This window comes from Streptomyces sp. NPDC044033, assembly GCF_056434425.1.
In genome coordinates this window covers 24,565-42,798 of record NZ_JBWKFF010000001.1, presented here as the reverse complement: position 1 = coordinate 42,798, position 18,234 = coordinate 24,565, and the positions used below count along the sequence as shown (strand labels likewise).

Sequence of the window (18,234 nt, the reverse complement as noted above, 5' to 3'; positions counted from 1 at the left end):
CGGTGCACCCGTTCATCGAGGCGGAGAAGCGCGCAGGTCACAGCGTCAAACGGGCGTGTGAGCTGATGAAGGTCTCCCGGACCGCCTTCTATGCCCGTCGCTCCGGCCTCCCGGGTCCTCGTGCGGTGCGGGATGCCGAGCTGACCGAGCAGATCACCGAGGTTCATGCGAAATCACGCGGAACCTACGGGGCCCCACGCGTGCATGCCGTGCTCAAGCGCGAGGGTGCCGGGTGCGGCCGCCGTCGTGTCGCACGGCTGATGCAGGCTGCTGGACTGCAGGGCCGACACAGCCGACGACGGCATGTGACCACGATCTCCGATCTCTGGGCGGATCTCCGTCCTGACCTCATCGTCCGGGACTTCCGGCCCGACCGCACCGGGCTCGATGCCCGCTGGTGCGGCGACATCACGTATGTTCCGACCGAGGAGGGCCGGCTCTATCTGGCCACGGTCATCGACATCGCCTCCCGGCGCGTGGTCGGCTGAGCGACCGCCGATCACCTGCGGACCGAGCTGGTGGCCGAGGCCCTGACAGTCGCCTGCCGGCAGCGTCGCCCCACCCATCCCGTGATCTTCCATTCGGATCGCGGGTGCCAGTACACCAGTCAACAATTCGCTTCTCTGGCAGCCGAGTTCGGTATCCGGCTTTCGGTCGGCCGCACCGGTCAGTGCTGGGACAACGCGCTCGCCGAGTCGTTCTTCTCGACCGTCAAACGCGAACTGCTCGGCACCTCCGCCTGGCCCAGCCGGGCCGCCGCCCGCACCGCGATCTTCGACTTCATCGAGGGCTGGTACACCTTGCACCGACTGCACAGCAGCCTCGGCTACCTCAGCCCCGCCGAGTACGAGACCGCACTCGCAGCCTGACCACCACACCAAAGGTGTCCGTCACAGCGGAACAAGCCCAGTCCAGCCCCTATGGCTCTACGCGTTCAACCGCAGTAGGACAGCTTGGACGAGGCTGGTGATGTGGGTGGTCGGGCACTGGATCTTGCGCGGGAGCTGCCAGTTCTTGAGTGTGCTGACGATGGTTTCGAGTCCCGGGGAGGACAAGTCCTCTGAAACAATTGGGTACTTCGGTCTCCGGGCGGCCCTATTTGATCTCGCTCTGGAAAGGCCTGTCCGCGCGAATCGCCGCGTGTCGTCAGCAAATGGAGAATCGATCGCTCGATGGAGTGATTGATGTGCAGCGGAAGAGGAGCTAGGGAAGCTTGTGGGAGTCCCTTCCCTCTTGCCGAAGGAGCACATCATGAGTTCACGACGGTCCGTTCTTGCCGGTACGGCTGCATTGCTGGCCTGTCTGGGGGTGACGAACGCGGAAGCGGCAGTGTCCGCGCCTGCGGTGCATGCTGGCGCTCGCGCACTGGCGGCGCCGGTCACGCAGACCTACGCCCAGCCGGGCACGTCCACCTTCACGGTGCCCGCCGGGGTCACAACGATCTCGGTCGCAGCTGTCGGCGCTGGTGGGGCTGGCGCCGGCGGGGGCGGAGGCAGTAGCACCTTCCTCGGCGGCGCCGGGGGTGGGGGCGGCGGAGCCAGCGGAGCCGTGGTGGCGTGCGATCTCGCTGTGAGCAGTGGGCAGCCGTTGACGCTCACCGTCGGAGCCGGCGGCAGGGGCGGAGCCGGCGGTACGGGTGGTGCGTTCCCCTCGTCCGGTAATCGCGGTATCGGCGGTGACCCGTCGACGCTCACCGTCGGCGGGGAAACGCTGGTCTCCGCGGACTGGGGTGGCGGGGGCAAAGGCGGCAAACGAGCGGCCCTTTACTTCGGTGGCTCCGGTGGCACTGCCGGCAACCCCGGACGGGCTTCCGACAGCACGTGCAGTGGCACCAATCCCGTCCTCCTGAACGGCGGCGGGGGTAGTGCGGGCGGGGACGGAAAATCACAGACTAGTGGTAGTGCTGGCGGCCTTGGCGGTGCGGCCGGCTTCGGCCAGATCCCGGCATCCTGCCCCGCTGCCACGGGGTTTGGCGGGGTTGGCGGCAAGGGCGGTAAAGGTGCCAGTGGTTCTGCGAATGACGGAAGCAACGGGGTCGCTGGGAAAGCTGGTTGCATTGTGTTGACCTACACCGTCGGCGGCGCCTGACGCGCGGACTGCGCTGTGATGCCGCACACGTACTGCCGGACAGCGGCCGGTTCACAGGAGGGCTGAGTGAACGCGCCGGTCACGGCTCCGCGAAGGGTTCCCCGCAGTGCTGCCTCAGCCCGCGCCGGGAGGAGACAGCACTCGCCCTGCCCGCAGATCCTGCCCGACAGCCCAGAGGCGTACCGGCGGGCACACCCGGTCACCTCCCCCAATCCATGCCCCGCGCGGGAGTCCTGACCTCACCCGCTCGCGCCAGTTGAACACCCCGGTCGCAGCGGGACCCGTGCCTGAGCGCCGACTGCGAGCCGCTGACAACACCCCGGTTCGTGGCGTTGCCTGGTACTGGCTGAACGGCCGCTCACCCGCGGAAACTTCCATAGGACCGGACAGCCGCCATCCCGCGAGGCCCAACGCGGCTGATCGTCTCGGCGCTGACGGTCAGCAGTCCCACCAAGGGGCACCGGGCCCTGAAACCCGCCTCAGCATTGCCCCCCACGACGGCTCCACCAGGCAATCCGCACCACCGAAGCCAGCCGATCACCCCTCAAGCCCTGCGTTCGAATTCTGAGCTGGGTAAACACCGAACCCAACCAACCGTCATGTCACGCCCAGGAACCAGGCACTTACTGACACCGTGGCCCCCTGGGCCAGCTCAATTGGGCTGGTACACCGTTACCTGTCCCAGGCTATCGACAGGATCCCGCCGTCTTCCGTCAACCAGGGCACCGTTGGCGGTGGAGGAGGAGGCTCGGGAGCTTTCACTGAAGCCGGATGGAAGCAGATCAGCGCCACCACATTGGTTGAGCGCGCCCCAAAGGGGGAGCCCGAGGGCGTTGCTGCTCCCGGCCCCGGTGCCTGCGGTGGTTGCACCAGCCGCATGCGACCCGGTGTCCTGGTTCGCGCAGTCAGTGCCGAAAGAGGGTGACAGAAAGTCACCGATCCCGCCCGCGGTGGCCGGAACGGCCGTGATGCTCACGCTGGTGAGAGCGGAGGCAGTGAGAGCAAGCGCGGTCAGCGCGCGGTGGTAGACCACAGCTGCTCAACGACCCACCGCGATGAACGTCACCCCAGGTGAACGCTGTGCCCAGGAACTGCGGACTTCCCGCTCCGGAACTGCCGGTTATTCCCGACATGCCGGGCAGGGGCGCCGCCTCCTCAGCGCCGCCAAGCTGGAGCCCGCCGAGCGTGCTGCACTCCACCTGAGCCTGTACGGCGCGGCTGGCCGAGGCTAGGCCGCAGCAGTTCCGTTCGGGTGATCAGTCCCGGTGGGTTTCGCGGGAGGCAGGTTGTCCGCTGCTGCGTCGGGAGCGGCTCCCACGACAAGACCTGTCAGATGTCGATCGCTAGCCACTCGGGAGGCGGCTCGGGCAAACCCCCTGGTGGAGACATCGGCAGGGCGCCCCGAGCCGACCTCACCGACAGCGCGATGCCTCTTGAGGCGGTTGCGCGCCTGGTCAGCCTTTTCCAGGATGGTGCAGCGGATCCTGCGGCGGCGCAGGTGGGCGCGGTCTTGCGGGAGGTGTACGCCTTGCCAGCCCGCACCCGATAGGGACGGACACGTGGCAGGCCCGGCCCGATGCGGGGCACAGGATGGACGACCGGTGATGGGCCGACGTCGCTGTCCGACGCGACGGCCGGGTGGATGCGCGAGCGCCGGGTACTGCTGCCGAGGGCGAACTGTGCGGCCCGGGTGGTGGGCACGGTCCGGGAGGCAGCGATCTCACCACCTGACGATTCCTCACATATGTACCGGCCGGGAGTGCGGACCCCCACGTTCCGGCGTCTGTGGGGTGGTCACAAGGGAAGGCCGCCCCGACGGTTTCAACGGAAGGATTCGCGGAGTAGACCGCTCGGGGCCGGCGAGGTCACTCGCCCCTCATACAATGGGGGCTTTCAGACTGCTCATGCCGCCATACGGGTGAAAGAAATTAGGAGTCCTATAACTATGCGTTTTGTGCTGTCAAATGCGGAGAAAATCGTGGCGACGGGTCCCAACCGTCCGGTCTGTGCCCGTCCGCTGCAATGCACTGGAGGCAGACACTCATGCGCAAGCTGTGCCACCCCGTACGTTTCCTGACCGCCACCGCTCTCACCTTCGCCGGGCTGGCAGCCGTTCCCGCCCCGGCCTACGCCGCATCGAGCGACTGCACCGTGAACGGCATCGAGGTCACCGGGACGGCAATCAACGGAACCCCTGGAAACGACACCATCGTCTGCGAGTTCGTCGATGCAGGCACGACCATCAACGCCGGGGCAGGAGCTGACGGTATCCGTATCACGGGCTCTCCGGATTATGCTCTGCCCTTTCTCAACGCGGGCACCGTCAACGGGGGGCCCGGCGCCGACACCATTACCATCGGCACCCTCCATGGGGGGGCCCTCGAATATGGGGATGCGAACAGAGGCACGGTGAACGGTGACGACGGCATCGACACCATCAACCTCTACGGCTCCGTTGGGCAGCTACAACCCGCCGGTGCTGGGAACGGCGAAGGCGGCGTCATCAACGCACCCGGCCACGGCGGGGGAGCGGACGTCATCGAGGTCATCGGAGGGAAAGACAACAACACGGGGGCAGATGGCAATCGAGGCACGATCAACGGGGGCGACGGTATCGACCGAATCGACGTGATTGCCGGGGAAAGCCCCCAAAGTGCCGCCACCGCCAATGCGGCCACCATCAACGGGGGCAACCAACTCGACGTCATTGAGCTCTTCACCCCGTTCAAGGCTAACTCTCCAGGTGCCAGCAACACCGGAGCGGTGAACGGCGACGGCGACGGAATCGAAGGCGGCGTTCTCCAGGGCGGCACCTGCATCTTCAACGGCGACAACGTGGGCACCGTCACCAACTGCGTCGTCGTCAACACCTGACCCCCGCCCCCGAACCAGAACACACCACGTCGCCCGGGACGGCGGAACCCGTCCCGGGCCGCACACTCCGCTCGCACCAGCAGAAACCGACAAGCAGGCCATACCGAGAACGCCGTTGCGCCGGATACCCGGCGCAACGCGCAGGGGAGCACCCGCCGCTGTGCCGCGGTCAAGGCCGGCGACCCCGTGGGTGCAGGGCGTGTACCGTTCACCGCCTTCGGCGCGTACGGGCACCGTCGCCCCGGGGACCGTGAGACGGGGCGCCGACAGGCTGGATCCGCTTTCAGGTGCCGCCGCGCTGTCACTGGCGGATCCCCTGCGTCGTTTGCTCGCCTCAACGTGGGAGCTTCGCTGTTCGTTCGGGGTGGGCCGCGGTGATGTAGCGCATCGCGGTGTGAGAGGAGATCCCTAACAGGCGCATCAGGTGCAGGGGGTCGTTGACCTCGAACGCCTCCTCGCGGATCCGGTCCTGGCGCAGCGTCGGCATCGTGAGTCCGGTGGGCCGGAAGATGGCGGTGAACGTGGTGCCGATGGGCGAGTCCGTGGTATCCACCGCGGTCCATCGGTTGGTCAGCAGATGCGGGTTGGCCGTCACCGGCCAGCGGCGGTGACGTTCACGGAGCCACGCGGAGGCGCAGCGGTAGGTGAGTTCGTCCAGATAGATGATGTGGCGTTTGCCGGGACGCCGGACGATGAGCCGTTCACGGGACAGATCGAGGTCGGTGAGCAGCAGGTGGCGGATGTCGGTGCCGCTGAGTGCATGGACGCAGACAAGCACCATCACGAGGCGCTGGAAGTCGTTCTGTGCGTGGCTGAGGACGCCGGCCAGCCGGTCCGAGGGCACGGAGGGCGGGGGCTTGTTGATCCCGGCGAAGACGAGGCCGCGGGTGGGATCGCGGAAGATCACGCCCTCCTGACGAAGGGCCCGGAAGACGTTGCGAAGGACGATGTGGATCGAGCGGGCCGGCGTCCCCTTGCGGCTGGCGATGGCTCTTTTGACGTCGTCGCGGGTGATCTCGCGCAGGCTCTCGATACCGTCCGCGAGCCACCCCGTGAGGATCGGGTCCAGGACATGCCAGTAGCGGGCGATGCTCCGGTAGGTGCGGCCTGTGTGCTTCCACTTGCCCTCTCCGCGCACGACGGGCGCCGAGGTGGAAGAGCGGGGTGGCCGTGGCGTGGAACGTCAGCGCCGGCACGATCACCTCGTCACCCGAGGTGATGCCGGCCGCCGTGTACATCGAGTGCAGGGCGGCCGTCCCCGTGCATGTGGTGACGACGTGCCGGACCCCGAGGAAGGACGCCAGGGAGTCCTCCAGCTCGGCGACGACGCCGGAGCGGTCCGGGATGGACACCGCGGACATCAGCTGGCCAGTGACCGCCGATACGTCGAGGTCCTCGATCGGGGGCCAGGAGAAGTGCGGGCCAGGGGTGTCGATGACGGGCGGTCCGCCGAGGAGGGCGAGGGGCGAGGTGGCGGTCACAGCAGGTACTCCTTCGGGTCGGCGGGCGTGCGGGTGGTCTGGGAGGTGTAGGCGGCGGCCAGGAACGCGGCGTGCGCCACGTGGGTGCTGGGGCCGCAGGGGTTGGTCCGCTCGCCGTCGAGGACGCGGCAGAAGCAGTCGATCTGCGCGGTCGCGGCGGAGGGCCAGGCCGGTTCACGGGTCAGGGACTCGATCAGCTGCCCGTCCGGGGCGAGGCGCCGCACCCGTCCTCGCTCGATCACGACCGCGCCGCGGGGTCCGGTCACCGTCAGAAGCTGTTTTCAAGCCTGAGCTGAGGTCTACCCAGCTCAGGAGTCCAACGGAGCTGATCCGGAGCACTGTCGGGGAGGTGGGCTCGACCGATGAGTTCGCCATCAACCGCTCATAGTCTCGTTCCCATATTGGCGACTGCGGTCGCCGGACGGACGCTTTCCCCCTGCTTATGTACTTGAAGCCGCTGAGATGAGGCGTATCGCAGCATTCACGCCCCCATAGGAGGCCGAGTTGCTGGTCGGGTGCGCCCCTTGTGCGGCCTTGCGGACGCCTGGTGGAACGGGTGACTCTGCAGGAAGGCCGATCGTGGCGGGCTGGCCGCCCCTTGCGGACAGGCCGGTCGTTCCGACTGACAGGGGTTGCTATGTTGATCTCCCCGTCGCCTGCTCTGGACTTGTCGTCCTTCAAGCTGGCGGTGGAGGACCTTCTCGGCGTGTTCATGGCCGATAAGGCCGCCTACGCGCGAGAGAAGAATCTGCCGGACCTGGGTGCCCCTCTTCGAGGGTTTCTGGCTGCGGGAGGAAAACGCATCCGCCCGGTGCTGTCGGTGATCGGGTGGCGCGCTGGCGGTGCGCACGGAGACCTGTCCGCAGTAGTCCACCTGGCCGCGTCACTGGAGCTGTTCCATACCTTCGCGCTCATTCACGACGATGTCATGGACCACTCCGCCACCCGGCGCGGCCAGCCCACCGTCCACCACGTCATGGCCCGCGAACATCGCCGGTCAGTGACCGGCGCGGATTCCGCCGTGGCCACGGCTGCCGCCGAACGCTTCGGGCAGGGCGCCGCGATCTGAGGTTCCCCCAAGATGCGAAAGATGCTGACAGCGGGTCAGATGGGACTCTTGAGAGGACCCGTGACCATGGCTGCCCCCCGGAAATACTCCAAGACCACGGAGTTAGGGGCGAACCGGCGCTGTCAAGCGGATCGGGGGATACGTGCGTCCTGGCCGGTCTGCGGGCGTTGCCCCAGGCGTCGGCGGGTGCCTGCGTGTTACTCAAGCGTCTGGTGAGGCGTGTGGCCAGAGGGAGTTGAGGTTGTTCGGTTGTTAGTTTGATGCTTTCGGCCACGGGCCAGGCCGGGGCTTCAGCGGCGGCGGATGCGCCGGTCGCGCCGTGCGGACGGTTCGTGGGTGCGGCGCCCAGCGCTTCGCACTGCGCGAGCGGGCCGGGGAGAACGCCGTGCCGAACACGAGCGGAAGGCGGCTGAGCTGGCGTGACCTGGCCGCACGTGCGACCGCGGCCGGTACTCGGAGCCTGAGCTTCTAGGCCCCGGTGGCCAGGTCGCCGCGCGGGCGGCGGTTGAACCCCGGCCGGTGCGGCCGTACGGTCCCCCGATGGACCACACCACTGCGCATCAGCAGATTGCCGCGGACCCGCTGAGACTGGCCGGACAGCGCCTCCTGGTCACCGGCGGCACCCGCGGGCTCGGCCGCGCGATCGTGCTCCGCCTCGCCGCCGCCGGAGCACAGGTCGCCACCTGCGCCCGCCAGCTGGAGGGGCTGCGCGCTCTGGAGGAGGAAACCGCGGCGTCGGGGGCGGCACCCGTGTACACGGCGGCGCTGGATGTCACCGCGCCGGGCGAGCTGGAGGACTTCACCGACGCGGCGGCCCGCCAACTCGGCGGCCTGGACGGGGTGGTGGCCAACGCCGGCGGGGCGCGCGGCGGCGACTTGCTCAGCGCGGCCTCTAAGGACTGGGCCGCCACGTTCGACCTCAATGTGGTGCACGCCCAGCGGCTGCTGAAGGCCGCCGTCCCGCATCTGCGCGTGGCCGGCGGCGGGTCGGCGGTCCTGATCTCGTCCATCAGCGGATGGAAGCCCGCCCCCCCAGGCCCAGTACGGCGCCGCCAAGGCGGCGCTGATCAGCATGGCCCGCTCGCTGGCCAACGAGCTCGGCGTCCACCGCATCCGGGTGAACGCGGTCTCGCCCGGCTCGATGCTCATTCCCGGCCGCCGCTGGGCCCGGATGCGCGACGAGCAGCCGGACGCCTTCGCCCGCTTCCGAGCCGAGGTGCCGGCCGGCGACCTGGTCACCCCGCAGGAAGTGGCCGCCGTCGTGGAATTCCTGCTCGCCCCCGCATCCAGCGGCATCAGCGGCGCCCACATCCCCGTCGACCGCGGCCAGAACGCCCCCACCCCGGACGGCTACTGACCTCAGGCCGTCGTGCCCAGCACCGGCCGGGCCGCCCGCAGGAAGGCCCGCACCGCCGGCTCATTGCCGAACGGGTCCAGGCGCTGCGCGAAGTCGTGCAGCGCCTGGACCGAGCGCTGACTGCCGACACCCTCCAGGTACTGCAACGCGGTGTGCGCGCGGGCCAGTGCCTCGTCGAGCCGGTTCTGCTGAAGACAGGCGGTGGCCAGGACCGCCTGGCTGATCGCCCGTCGGCGCGGCCGGTCCCCATTCGCCCGGACGGACCGCTGCGCCGCCTCCTCGGCCCGCTCGGGCTGTCCCAGGTCCTGGAAGACGACGGCCGCTTCCGCCTCCCAGTAGTGGTGATCGAGGTACCGCACCCAGGCCGACTCCTGCTCCGGGCCCCGGCTTCCGTCCAAGGCGTCCTCCGCCTCCCGCAGGGCGCGCAGGGCTTCGGGGCGGCGGCCGCTGGCGGCCATGGCGCGCGCCACCATGGTGTGCACCCGCATCAGCCCCAGCGGGCTGCCCGCATCCCGCGCCGCCCGCAGACCCGCCTGGGCCAGGTTCACGCCGTCCTTGGGGTAGCCCAGGCTGGTGGACAGGTGCGAGAGCCCGGCGAGGATCTGACCGGCCAGCACCCGGTCACCGCCCTCCCGGCAGAGCCGCAGCGCCTGCACCATGTACCGCTGGGCGGCGCCGTATTCTCCGCTGTCGTAACTGCTCCAGCCGGCCGTCGCGCCCAGCCGGGCGGCCGCGGTGAACAGCGGGGCCCGGTCACCGGCGGCGACGCCCCGGCGTAGCGTAGGCACCACATCCTGGTTGAGGAACGCGAGGACGCTCGACCGCACGCCCTGGCCGCCGTAGCGGTTGTCCATCTGGTCGAAGAAGGCAGCCATCGCGTGGACCATCCCCACCCGCCAGCCGTGCTGCTTCGGCAGCACCGGCACTGTGGGCCACTCCTGAAACCGGAGCAGCCAGTGGCATCGCGGGGTGAGCAGGGCGCCTTGGGTGAAGTCGCCGGCGCTCACCGGGTGCCGACCGTTGCTGTCCTCGCAGGCCAGCTCCGCGAGCGCGCGCAGCGCGTCCCCCAGATCCTGGTGGCAGAGCAGCGAGCGGGCCGCCGCCGGAGGGTACGAGTCGGGCGGGCTGAGGCCGATGTCGTGCGGTTCTACCTTCCGGCCCAGCAGGTCGGTGAACACGTCGGCGAGGAGCCCTACGGTCTCGGGCCGGGGGAGCGTCCCGTCGATCCACCGGGAGACCGACCCCTTGTCATACCGCGTCACCTGCCCCCGACGGCCCGCCAGCACGTTCACGCGGACCGCCAACGCCTGATACGTGCAGCCGGACTCCCGAACGGCGGCGGCCAGTGCCGCATTGCGCGTACGTGTCCTGCCCGCCGTCGCCGGGGCGCTGGCGGTGGTGATGCGGGTGGCGGTGATGTGCACAAGGTCTCCGGGGAAGCGGGCATAGGTGGCGGCGGGGTGCGCGGGCCGGTGCGGGGATACGTTCTCAGGCGGCGGGCGGCAGCAAGCCTCGGTGGCCTGTGGGGGCGGGTGGCATCTCGTACTCGGGGGTGGCCCAGAGGGAGAGGGTGCTGAGCAGCTCGGCGAGGGTGGCCCAGTGCCAGCGGGTGAGGACCGCGTCGTGGTCGCTGATGTCGCGCATGTCGAGGGTCTCGGCGTCCACGAGGGCGGGCAGGAGCCGGTAGTCGGCGTAGACGGCGTCGACGGTGGTGGCCGGGCCGTGGGAGGCGGAGGCCGCCATGGTCGTCATCTTGCTGACATCCCGGGTGGCGGCCAGGCGCCGGCGTAGGCCGACAGCCATCCGCCTTCGGCTTCCCGCTGGGTGTAGGAGTCGTAGGACAGGTGGGCGGAGGCCGCGATGAGAGGCACGGCGTCGGAGCCGGTGCCGGCCAGTCGCAGGGAGGCCGCGGTGGGTGGCATCACCCAGGCCCGGCGTCCGTGTTCCCATTCCCGCAGGCAGGTGAAGACCGTCGGGTCGTAGAAGAGGGCGGTGTAGCTGTCAGGGCCGAGGATGGATGCCATACGGAGTCGGCTTCCGGCCTCGTACATGACGCTCTTGCCGTTCGCCTCTCCGTCGGGCAGTTCCTGCTGGCAGACCAAGTGGGCGCCGGCCTCCCTCCACCTGTGGTGCGCGGCGGCCCGTACGCGCGTGGCTCCTTTCCCGTTGCCTTCGACGTTGCTGCTGATGACGGTGATGTATTCGGGCACGTGCGGCTCCGTAGGTGGTTGTGGAATGTGTAAGGAAGGAGGGGCTCATGGAGGTCAGTGGCCGCCTTCGCGTGCCAGCTCCGTTTCCAGGTCGATCACGGTCACGCCGGACGAGCTGAGCTGCCAGGCACCAGCGGGCGCGCGGGTCTTGGTAGGCCACGGCCTCCTCGGCCGGCAGGGCGTGCAGCATCGCGTTCCACCCGGGCGTGAGGTGCAGTCCCCGCACTCCGTAGAGGCGGGGGTTGTGTGAGCGGCGTGCCCAGAGCGCGCCGCGGAGATCCCGGTCGCGCGGGCCTTCATCGGCGTAGTACAGCCCCTTCTTCGGGTTCATCCGGAGCATCGATCGGATACCGCTCACCTCCCCGACGCGGGTGGTGATGTAGGGGACGACGACCGTGTCCTTCGGAGTGGAGGGCTGCTGGCGCATGGGGCGGCCCTTCGCTGATCGCGAGGCTGACGGCTCATCAGGCAGTACGGCTGACGAAGGCGTGGAGGCCGGGGATCGGTTGTGCGGGGCGTTGGAGGAGGTGGAGGTGGCGGCCGTGGCGGAGCACGGTGTCGGCGACGGTCCAGTGCGCCACGTCGCGGGCGTAGCGCATGACGGCATCGGAGGGGGTGGCGCCGCGGACCCACAGCACGCGGTCGCCGTCGGTGGGCCAGCGGGAGGCGTAGTCGAGGAGGGACCAGGCCAGGAGGCGGCCGGTGCGGACGCCGGGGGCGGGACGGGTGAAGAGGGCGGGGATGAAAGCGGCGGGTTCGGCGAGTCGGGGGGCGCTCCAGCCCCAGTCCGGGGTGACGGGCATCAGGGCGGCGCAGCCCACGAGCACCGAGTCTTCGCACAGCAGCCACACCAGCGGCCGTCCGGCCTCGCGCTCGCACAGGTAGCTGAGGACGACAGATCGGTCGGCGTTGAGGCTGGGAGAGTCTTGTGCGCCGAGCTGGTCGAGGCGTTCGTCGATCAGGGCGGCGACGGCTTGGCGGTCGTCGCGGGCGGCGGGCCGCAGTTCGTACGGCGCGGCCCTGTGAGGGGCGCGGGCGGCGTCGACGCAGCGGCGGTGGGGGCGTTTCATCGGGCGTCATTTCAGCAGTGCGAGGTCGAGGGCGGCGGTGACCGGGAGGTGGTCGCCCAGGGTCCGGGCGTGTTCGGTGTCGACGGCGGCGCAGTCGGCCAGGGCGGGGGCCAGCTCGGGGGAGAGGAGGGTGTAGTCGGAGCGGTGGTTCCAGCGTTCGTCTTCGTTCCAGTAGCCGGCCGTGCGGGGGATGGGGCGGCCGAGCTGGGTGGGCGGGTCGATATAGCCCGCGCCGTATAGGGCGTGGAGTGCGCTCAGGTCGGGTGGGCCGTAGGTGCCGTCGGGCAGGAGCGTCAGGTGGCGGGAGCGCAGGTGGGGCGGTATGCACCGCCAGTCGCCGGGGAGATCTCCGGCTGGCTCGCCCATGTTCAGGTCGCCGATGAGCAGGGCGAGTTGGCCGGGGGCGGCGTACTCCGTCACCCAGCCGGTCTCCTGGAAGCGGACGGCGGGGTGGAACGGCGAGAGGTGCGTGTGGACCACGGTGAGGGATCGGTCGAGCCCGGCGACGCGGAAGGCGGCGCGGGAGGCGGCGTGGTGGAGCTTCCCGCAGCTGATGTCGGGGGTGAACTGGTCAAGCTGGAGGCGTGGCCACCGGTAGAGGGTGATCAGGTGGCAGCCGTGGGAGCCGGACGGGGCGAAGAGGGCCTGCATGCCCAGGACACGCGCGGCATGCGACAGCGTGGCGAACTTGTCGCGGTCCCAGTGCTTGGCCTCCTGGAGGCCGAGGATGTCCAGGTCCAGGGAGGCCAGGAGGGCGAGCTGGCGGTTCAGGCGGTTGCCACCGCCGTCGAGGAGGTTGTAGGAACCCGCGCGCAGGAGACTCATGCCCTCTGCCACCCCGCCGTGGTGTGGGGGATGGGCGCCGGGTCCGAGGAGGCCGGCCGGTGGTGGATGGTCCAGGTGCTGCGGTGGCCGTGGGCGCGGATTTCGACGCTGAGCGTCATGTGGCGAAAGCGCAGGGCGAAGTGGTGGGCGCGGCCGGCGGTGGGGCTGGTGACCAGGAGTTTGAGCAGAGCGGCCTGTGAGGGCGGGAGGGTCCGGGCGGCTTGGGTGATGTTGGTGTGCAGCCAGTGGATCGCGGTGGTGGCGGAGTCCGCCCAGTGCCCGCCGACGGCTTCCACCGCGGCCGGGTCGTCCAGGCTGGTGCGCTGCTCGCACCACAGCGGCGCGGCGCGCACGGTGGCTCTTACCGGGGCCGGGTCATCCCAGGACACGGTGAAGCTGCCCGAGGTGAAGCCGCTGCCGTCGGTGGGGGCAGGCTCGTCGGTCTCGTCGAGGTGGAGGGGCCGGAGGCAGAAATCGTCGGCCGCGGCGGGTGCGCACTGGGGGTCGACGGGGAGTGGAAGACGCATGCCGGTCAGCTCGCCGTGAGGAGGGTGTCGGCGAGGCGGACGAGAGTGCCGGTGTTGGCGTCGGCGTGGTGGCCGAGGACGACGGACTGGCAGGGCAGCGCGGCCAGGCGCTCCAGTACGGGGCCGGGGTCGGGGCGGGTGTCGTCGGCGAGGTGGAAGAGGTCGGGGTAGCGGTCCTCGGTCGCGGCGGAGAAGACGTCACTGTCCCCGAGTTCGGCGGTGTCCCCGGCTTCCGGGGTGGTCAGGACGGGGGAGATGCGGGGGTGCAGGACGGCGGCCGCGGTGGCGTGGGTGGTCAGGGTGCAGCCGAGCCAGGAGGTGAGCTGGTCGGGAAAGAGCTGGCACTTGAGCTCTTTGCTCTTGGCGTCGTTCCATTGCGGGGTGCGGTCGCCGGTGGTCAGGGCGTGGGTGACCTGCGGGTGCTGGGTGGGATGCAGCTGCTCGCCGCTCAGGAAGAACTGGCGGACGGTGTCGTAGAGACCGAGTCCGTCGAGGAGGCCGAAGCCCAAAGCGGCGGCGGCGGGCCAGGGCAGCAGTCGCACGGTGCCGTCCGGCTCGGGGCGGGCGAAGACGCGGTCGTTGGCGAGCAGGTCCCAGCCCTCTTGCCGGGCCAGGGTCAGGGCGACGGTGCTCTTGCCCGCGCCCTTGGACCCGACGGTCAGCAGGGCCCGGCCGTTGCGGGCGACGGCGGAGGCGTGCAGCAGTACCCACCCCTCGGCCAGGAGTTGGGCGCGGATCAGGTCGCGGGCCAGGCGGGCGGCGGCCAGCGCGACGGGTTCGTTCTCCTGCCCGGAGACGGCCACCCATCGGCGGGTGGGGGTGGCGTGGTAGGCGAGGCGCTGGGCGGGCTGGGCCGCGTAGACGCTGCCGTCGTTCTCCTCGTGGACGAGGGTGCGGGCACCGGCGTAGGTGACGTCCGCGTGCTCGTGGTCGGTGATCATCCGGGTGATGGCGGTCCGGTGGGAGGCGTCCACGCGGGCGTCGACGGTGGGATGAGCAGCCGGTCGGAAGGCTTCGGTGGCGGTGGTGATCCACCCGGGGGCGAAGTAGCGCAGCGACCAGCCGGTGATCGCGGGGCGGTTGCTGACGACGAGCGCATGCTCGGCGGCGGTGGCGGGGCCGATACGTACCGCGGTGGTCACTGGGATTCTCCTCGGGGGTGCAGGTAGCGGATCCGGTGGTAGGCGGTGGCGAGTTTCCGGTCGGCGTCGGCCAGTTGGCGGGCCTCGGACCGGTCGAGCGGGGGCAGGAAGGGGGTGGGGGTGCCGGCGGTGAAGTGCAGCGGGACGCCGTGCCAGGCGTCGCCGTGCTGGGTACTCAGTTCCACCACGGCGTCGGTCAGGCCGAGGGCGGCGCGCAGGGCGGCCAGGACGGCCGCGGCCGGGCCGAAGCGGGCCCGCCCTCCGGCGGTGATCCGGCCCGGCCGGGCGGTGAGTTCGGCGCGTACCTCCCGCAGCGAGAGGGTCAGGGGCAGGCCGCCCACGCGGGTCGCCGCCGCGCAGATCACGGCCTGGTCCCCGTGCTCGCCGATCACGTGTCCGTCGACGGCGCTGGACGGCACGCCGAGCAGGCGGGCGAGGGTCAGGCGGTAGCGGGCGGAGTCGAGGTTCGACCCCACCCCATACACCCGGCGCACCCCGGAGACCTCGGCCAGCAGCCGCGTCATGACGTCGACCGGGTTGGTGACCATCACGACGGTTCCCCGGTAGCCGACGAGGCGTTCGGCGAGGGCGGCGATGTGGGGGGCGTTGGCCTGGAGCCCGGCCATCCGCACGTCTGCGCTCGCGGTGTTGGTGAAGGTGCCGCGCAGGCAGATGACCACTGCTTCGCACGCGGTGAGGTCGGCGACCTCACAGGACTCCGCGCGTACGGGGGAGTTGCAGAGCTGGGCGAGGTCGGCGAGGTCGGTGACCAGTGCCACCGTGCGGGCCGGGCGCCAGGAGGTGATCCGTACCCGGTGGCTGAGCTTGGTGGTGACCAGGGCGGCGGCCACGCTCTGGCCGACCGCTCCGGCTCCCACGATGCCGATCGCCCCCACCGTCCCCCTGCCGCGCGCGGGGCCCGGCGGCCGCAGGCAGACCCCGTTCATCGGGCGGCTCCGGTCTCGGCGTTGACCAGGGCCTGGATGTCGTCCAGGAGCCGTGGCCACAGGCGGTGCATCGGCTGGTCCTCATCCAGCAGCGCGGTGCCGCGGTCCACGAGCGTGGCGACGGTGAGCGCGTGGTCCAGGAGGCCAGGGGCGGGGGCGGGCAGCGGCAGTGCGGCGGGCGCGGACAGGTAGCTGGAGGTGATGTTGACGGTGTCCATCAGCCACGTGGTCACCAGCTGCCGCAGCCACACCTCCCGGACCGCCGGGCGGGCGAGCGCCCGGGCCTGGCCTCGGGCGAACGCGTCGATCCCCTCGACAATCCGGCCCGCCGAGACTCCGGGCGGGGTGGCCAGCAGGTGCAGCAGGGTGCGGGAGAGGAGCTTGGCGGTGTCGGTGCAGCCGCTGCCGTACTGGAGACCCGGATCGAGGAAGACCGGAGCCCCGGACGGTCCGTGGGGGAAGAGCAGGTGCTCGGGTTTCAGATCGCTGTGCAAAAGCGCCCGGCACGGGGGCTGGGGCAGTTTGCGCAGCCGCATCAGCCGCTCCACGGCGGTGGTCAGCAGCAGCCGGGTCTGCTCGCGCACCTGGCCATCCAGGATGCGCTCTGTGCCCAGCTGCCGCAGGTACAGCTGGCCGGCGGCGCCGCGGAACTTGCGGACGAAGACGGGGCCGACACCGCGCTCGGGCGTCTGCGGAACGGTGGCACTACGGGGCAGGGCCGGGTGCTGGAGGGCGCGGAGCGTGCACACGACGCGGCCGAGCAGTTCGGCGGTGCGCTCCGGGGCGGTGGTCAGGAGGTCGGCCAGGGTCGGTCCGCTCACCCGGCCGGTGAACAGGACGCCGCCCCGGAGCCCGGCGACCGGGACGACGTCGAGCCCCGGCACCTGGTCCATCAGCCGCAGCTGGGTGGCCTCGCGGTCCAGCAGGGCGCTCGGCGCGGTGAGGTAGGCGGCCTGCGCCGCCTGCACGGTCGGCCAGTCGCCGCGCACCCCGCGCAGCAGCGAGACGAGGGAGACGCCGAGGTAGGAGACCTTCGCGACCAGGGCGCGGCCGCCGACGTCGAGGTGCTGGACGTAGCAGGTCACCGACGGCAGGTGCGCGCCCAGGCATACCGCGCGGCCCGGCCACAGGGACCGCGCACCCGCCTCGACGCGCGCGCCCGCGTCGGCGAACAGGCGATCAACGGTGACCGGTTGGTGGAAGGTTGGCTTCATCGGACCTCCGCAAGGTCGTCGTACGCAGCGGGGTGAATGGGTGACACCGGGCGCAGGGAATTCCCGGCCCTGGGCCCGGCGTCCGTCACAGAGGGCTCCCTCACCGGACTCCCGGAGCAGGGGCTAGGCGGCGCGGCGGTACCGGCCCGCCGCCCGGCCGCGCGCCGGGGCGCGGACCGCCCGCAGCGCGGACCACAGCAACTGGCCCTGATCAAACGCGCAGTAGGTGGTCAGCTCCGCCGGCCGCGCCCAGACGTAGTGGTCGAACGGCGGCGGCCCGCCCGCAGCGTCCCCGGCGGGAAGGGTGACGGGCGCCTCTCGGAGCGGCCCGACCAGGTAGACGCAGGTCGGGCCGCCGTCGATCAGCAGCGGCCCGACCTGCCGCCTGGCGACGGCCAGTCCGGTCTGCTCGCGAACGGCGCGGGCCAGCGCCCGCCGCACCTGCTCCCCGGCGCGGAGCGATACGCCGGGGGCGACGTACCAGCGCGGATCGCCGTCCCGGCGGTGTGTGCGGCGCACCAGCAGCACCGCCCCGCGCGCACTGAGCAGCAGACCCTGAGATCTGCCCGTCGTGCTCGTGGCTCTCTCCTCGTGCACGGTGCCTCCAAAGGAAATGGCATGGCAAGGGATGGGGCCGCCCGCGGTCCCCACCGACGCGGGCGGCCACGCCCCGGTAGCGACCGGGGCGGTCGAAAGGCCGGTGCCGGCTGCCCCGCTATGACGGGGTGGGAGACGGGGCAGCCGACGCGGCCCTGGCTCCCGCGGAACCAGGACCGACTTCCGTCCACGCGAACCGGCGCGGGTCACACGCCCAGCGGGACGGACCGGCGGCCGTGCCACGGAGCCCCAGGTGGGAATGGCTCTGATCGCGGCAACGACCGGTCTGAGAACCGCCCGCACCGACCGGCACAGACGATCAAGCAACACGCGATGACCTACGTGGCGGGCTGCGCCCGTAGGAGGACGCTCCACCCCCGCAGGGCCGCCGCATCCGCAGACCACCGGTCTGAATCGGCAGGCGGCGCGGCCTGCCGGGGGCGGCGCGACGTCAGCACCACGTGGTGGCTCTTTATGCGTGGCAGTGCCGGACCGACGCGCTGCTCGGTTCTCGCGGCAGGCGCTGTGGGGGAGTCCTGCGCAGGACTGGTGGTGTGCAGACACATGGCATTGCCTTCTGGCTGACTGGTGAGCGGTGAGATGTTCGGGCTGGAGAGGCGGCGCAGAGCGAGGAGACCGGACCGCCTAGGCCGAATCCGGGTGCCGCTGCCCAGCAGATGGCAGGAGGGCCGGGCGACGATCGGCATATCCGGTCATGCGCATGCCGCATGGTCGGGGGAATAAGGAGGCGGGGTGCCGGACCCCGCCTCCCGCTTCACCGCGTCGTGACCGCGCCTCGATGCTAGGACGCGGAGCGCGACGCGAGGGACACA

At 70.7% G+C, this 18,234-nt stretch carries 18 protein-coding genes and 2 pseudogenes; 7 read left to right on the top strand and 13 right to left on the bottom strand.

The genetic code is table 11. The features are described 5' to 3' along the window. Nucleotides 1–2 precede the first annotated feature (2 nt). The 4 genes from AC07AB_RS00195 to AC07AB_RS00180 all read left to right on the top strand — a co-directional run bounded on the left by AC07AB_RS00195 (nucleotide 3) and on the right by AC07AB_RS00180 (nucleotide 4,962). On the top strand, nucleotides 3–488 hold the full coding sequence (locus AC07AB_RS00195) for an IS3 family transposase (RefSeq protein ID WP_478557546.1): 486 nt from the start codon (nucleotides 3–5) through the stop codon (nucleotides 486–488). Between the two features lie 15 nt (nucleotides 489–503). Continuing rightward, nucleotides 504–869 carry a transposase gene (locus AC07AB_RS00190; protein ID WP_478559645.1) on the top strand — a complete coding sequence of 122 codons (366 nt, stop codon included), beginning with the start codon at nucleotides 504–506 and terminating at the stop codon, nucleotides 867–869. A gap of 382 nt (nucleotides 870–1,251) precedes the next feature. After that, a complete protein-coding gene (locus tag AC07AB_RS00185; RefSeq protein WP_478557543.1) occupies nucleotides 1,252–2,088 on the top strand; it encodes a glycine-rich domain-containing protein in 837 nt (278 codons plus the stop codon). Between the two features lie 2,043 nt (nucleotides 2,089–4,131). Continuing rightward, entirely contained in the window at nucleotides 4,132–4,962 is an 831-nt protein-coding gene (locus tag AC07AB_RS00180; protein ID WP_478557540.1) for a hypothetical protein, read from the top strand. Nucleotides 4,963–5,296: 334 nt separating this feature from the next. On the opposite strand, the gene AC07AB_RS00175 is transcribed toward AC07AB_RS00180, so the two are convergent. The 3 genes and pseudogenes from AC07AB_RS00175 to AC07AB_RS00165 form a co-directional block, all read right to left on the bottom strand. After that, nucleotides 5,297–6,100, bottom strand: a complete 804-nt coding sequence (locus AC07AB_RS00175; protein ID WP_478559753.1) for a hypothetical protein — start codon at nucleotides 6,098–6,100, stop codon at nucleotides 5,297–5,299. Between the two features lie 13 nt (nucleotides 6,101–6,113). Further along, nucleotides 6,114–6,323 (bottom strand): annotated as a pseudogene (locus AC07AB_RS00170) (aminotransferase class I/II-fold pyridoxal phosphate-dependent enzyme); the annotation flags it as partial. Between the two features lie 116 nt (nucleotides 6,324–6,439). Further along, nucleotides 6,440–6,709 carry a hypothetical protein gene (locus AC07AB_RS00165; protein ID WP_478557537.1) on the bottom strand — a complete coding sequence of 90 codons (270 nt, stop codon included), beginning with the start codon at nucleotides 6,707–6,709 and terminating at the stop codon, nucleotides 6,440–6,442. 371 nt (nucleotides 6,710–7,080) lie between these two features. Between AC07AB_RS00165 and AC07AB_RS00160 the strand changes: the two genes are divergently transcribed. The 3 genes and pseudogenes from AC07AB_RS00160 (at nucleotide 7,081) to AC07AB_RS00150 (ending at nucleotide 8,869) form a co-directional block, all read left to right on the top strand. Further along, entirely contained in the window at nucleotides 7,081–7,512 is a 432-nt protein-coding gene (locus tag AC07AB_RS00160; RefSeq protein ID WP_478557534.1) for a polyprenyl synthetase family protein, read from the top strand. Nucleotides 7,513–8,052: 540 nt separating this feature from the next. Next, nucleotides 8,053–8,599 (top strand): annotated as a pseudogene (locus AC07AB_RS00155) (SDR family NAD(P)-dependent oxidoreductase); the annotation flags it as partial. Then, nucleotides 8,585–8,869: an SDR family oxidoreductase gene (locus AC07AB_RS00150; RefSeq protein WP_478559642.1), complete on the top strand. Its 285-nt coding sequence runs from the start codon at nucleotides 8,585–8,587 to the stop codon at nucleotides 8,867–8,869. The pseudogene AC07AB_RS00155 and the gene AC07AB_RS00150, both read left to right, overlap by 15 nt. A 2-nt stretch (nucleotides 8,870–8,871) precedes the next feature. On the opposite strand, the gene AC07AB_RS00145 is transcribed toward AC07AB_RS00150, so the two are convergent. The 10 genes from AC07AB_RS00145 to AC07AB_RS00100 all read right to left on the bottom strand — a co-directional run bounded on the left by AC07AB_RS00145 (nucleotide 8,872) and on the right by AC07AB_RS00100 (nucleotide 17,401). Continuing rightward, a complete protein-coding gene (locus AC07AB_RS00145; RefSeq protein WP_478557531.1) occupies nucleotides 8,872–10,293 on the bottom strand; it encodes a hypothetical protein in 1,422 nt (473 codons plus the stop codon). Nucleotides 10,294–10,357: 64 nt separating this feature from the next. Then, nucleotides 10,358–10,612: a hypothetical protein gene (locus AC07AB_RS00140; RefSeq protein WP_478557528.1), complete on the bottom strand. Its 255-nt coding sequence runs from the start codon at nucleotides 10,610–10,612 to the stop codon at nucleotides 10,358–10,360. 5 nt (nucleotides 10,613–10,617) lie between these two features. Further along, the gene (locus tag AC07AB_RS00135) at nucleotides 10,618–11,079 is read right to left on the bottom strand and encodes a hypothetical protein (RefSeq protein WP_478557525.1); all 462 of its coding nucleotides are present in this window, start codon (nucleotides 11,077–11,079) and stop codon (nucleotides 10,618–10,620) included. A gap of 464 nt (nucleotides 11,080–11,543) precedes the next feature. Continuing rightward, a complete protein-coding gene (locus AC07AB_RS00130) occupies nucleotides 11,544–12,149 on the bottom strand; it encodes a hypothetical protein (protein ID WP_478557522.1) in 606 nt (201 codons plus the stop codon). Between the two features lie 6 nt (nucleotides 12,150–12,155). Next, a complete protein-coding gene (locus AC07AB_RS00125; protein ID WP_478557519.1) occupies nucleotides 12,156–12,974 on the bottom strand; it encodes an endonuclease/exonuclease/phosphatase family protein in 819 nt (272 codons plus the stop codon). Then, nucleotides 12,971–13,501, bottom strand: a complete 531-nt coding sequence (locus AC07AB_RS00120) for a hypothetical protein (RefSeq protein ID WP_478557516.1) — start codon at nucleotides 13,499–13,501, stop codon at nucleotides 12,971–12,973. The genes AC07AB_RS00125 and AC07AB_RS00120 overlap by 4 nt, the downstream gene beginning before the upstream one ends. 5 nt (nucleotides 13,502–13,506) lie before the next feature. Then, nucleotides 13,507–14,643, bottom strand: a complete 1,137-nt coding sequence (locus AC07AB_RS00115; protein ID WP_478557514.1) for a hypothetical protein — start codon at nucleotides 14,641–14,643, stop codon at nucleotides 13,507–13,509. Next, complete coding sequence (locus AC07AB_RS00110) at nucleotides 14,640–15,590, bottom strand: lactate/malate family dehydrogenase (protein WP_478557511.1); 951 nt, start codon at nucleotides 15,588–15,590, stop codon at nucleotides 14,640–14,642. Before AC07AB_RS00110 ends, AC07AB_RS00115 begins: the two co-directional genes overlap by 4 nt. Next, nucleotides 15,587–16,804 carry a phosphotransferase gene (locus AC07AB_RS00105; protein WP_478557508.1) on the bottom strand — a complete coding sequence of 406 codons (1,218 nt, stop codon included), beginning with the start codon at nucleotides 16,802–16,804 and terminating at the stop codon, nucleotides 15,587–15,589. Before AC07AB_RS00105 ends, AC07AB_RS00110 begins: the two co-directional genes overlap by 4 nt. Nucleotides 16,805–16,927: 123 nt before the next feature. Then, complete coding sequence (locus tag AC07AB_RS00100; RefSeq protein ID WP_478557506.1) at nucleotides 16,928–17,401, bottom strand: NUDIX domain-containing protein; 474 nt, start codon at nucleotides 17,399–17,401, stop codon at nucleotides 16,928–16,930. Between the last annotated feature and the right edge of the window lie 833 nt (nucleotides 17,402–18,234).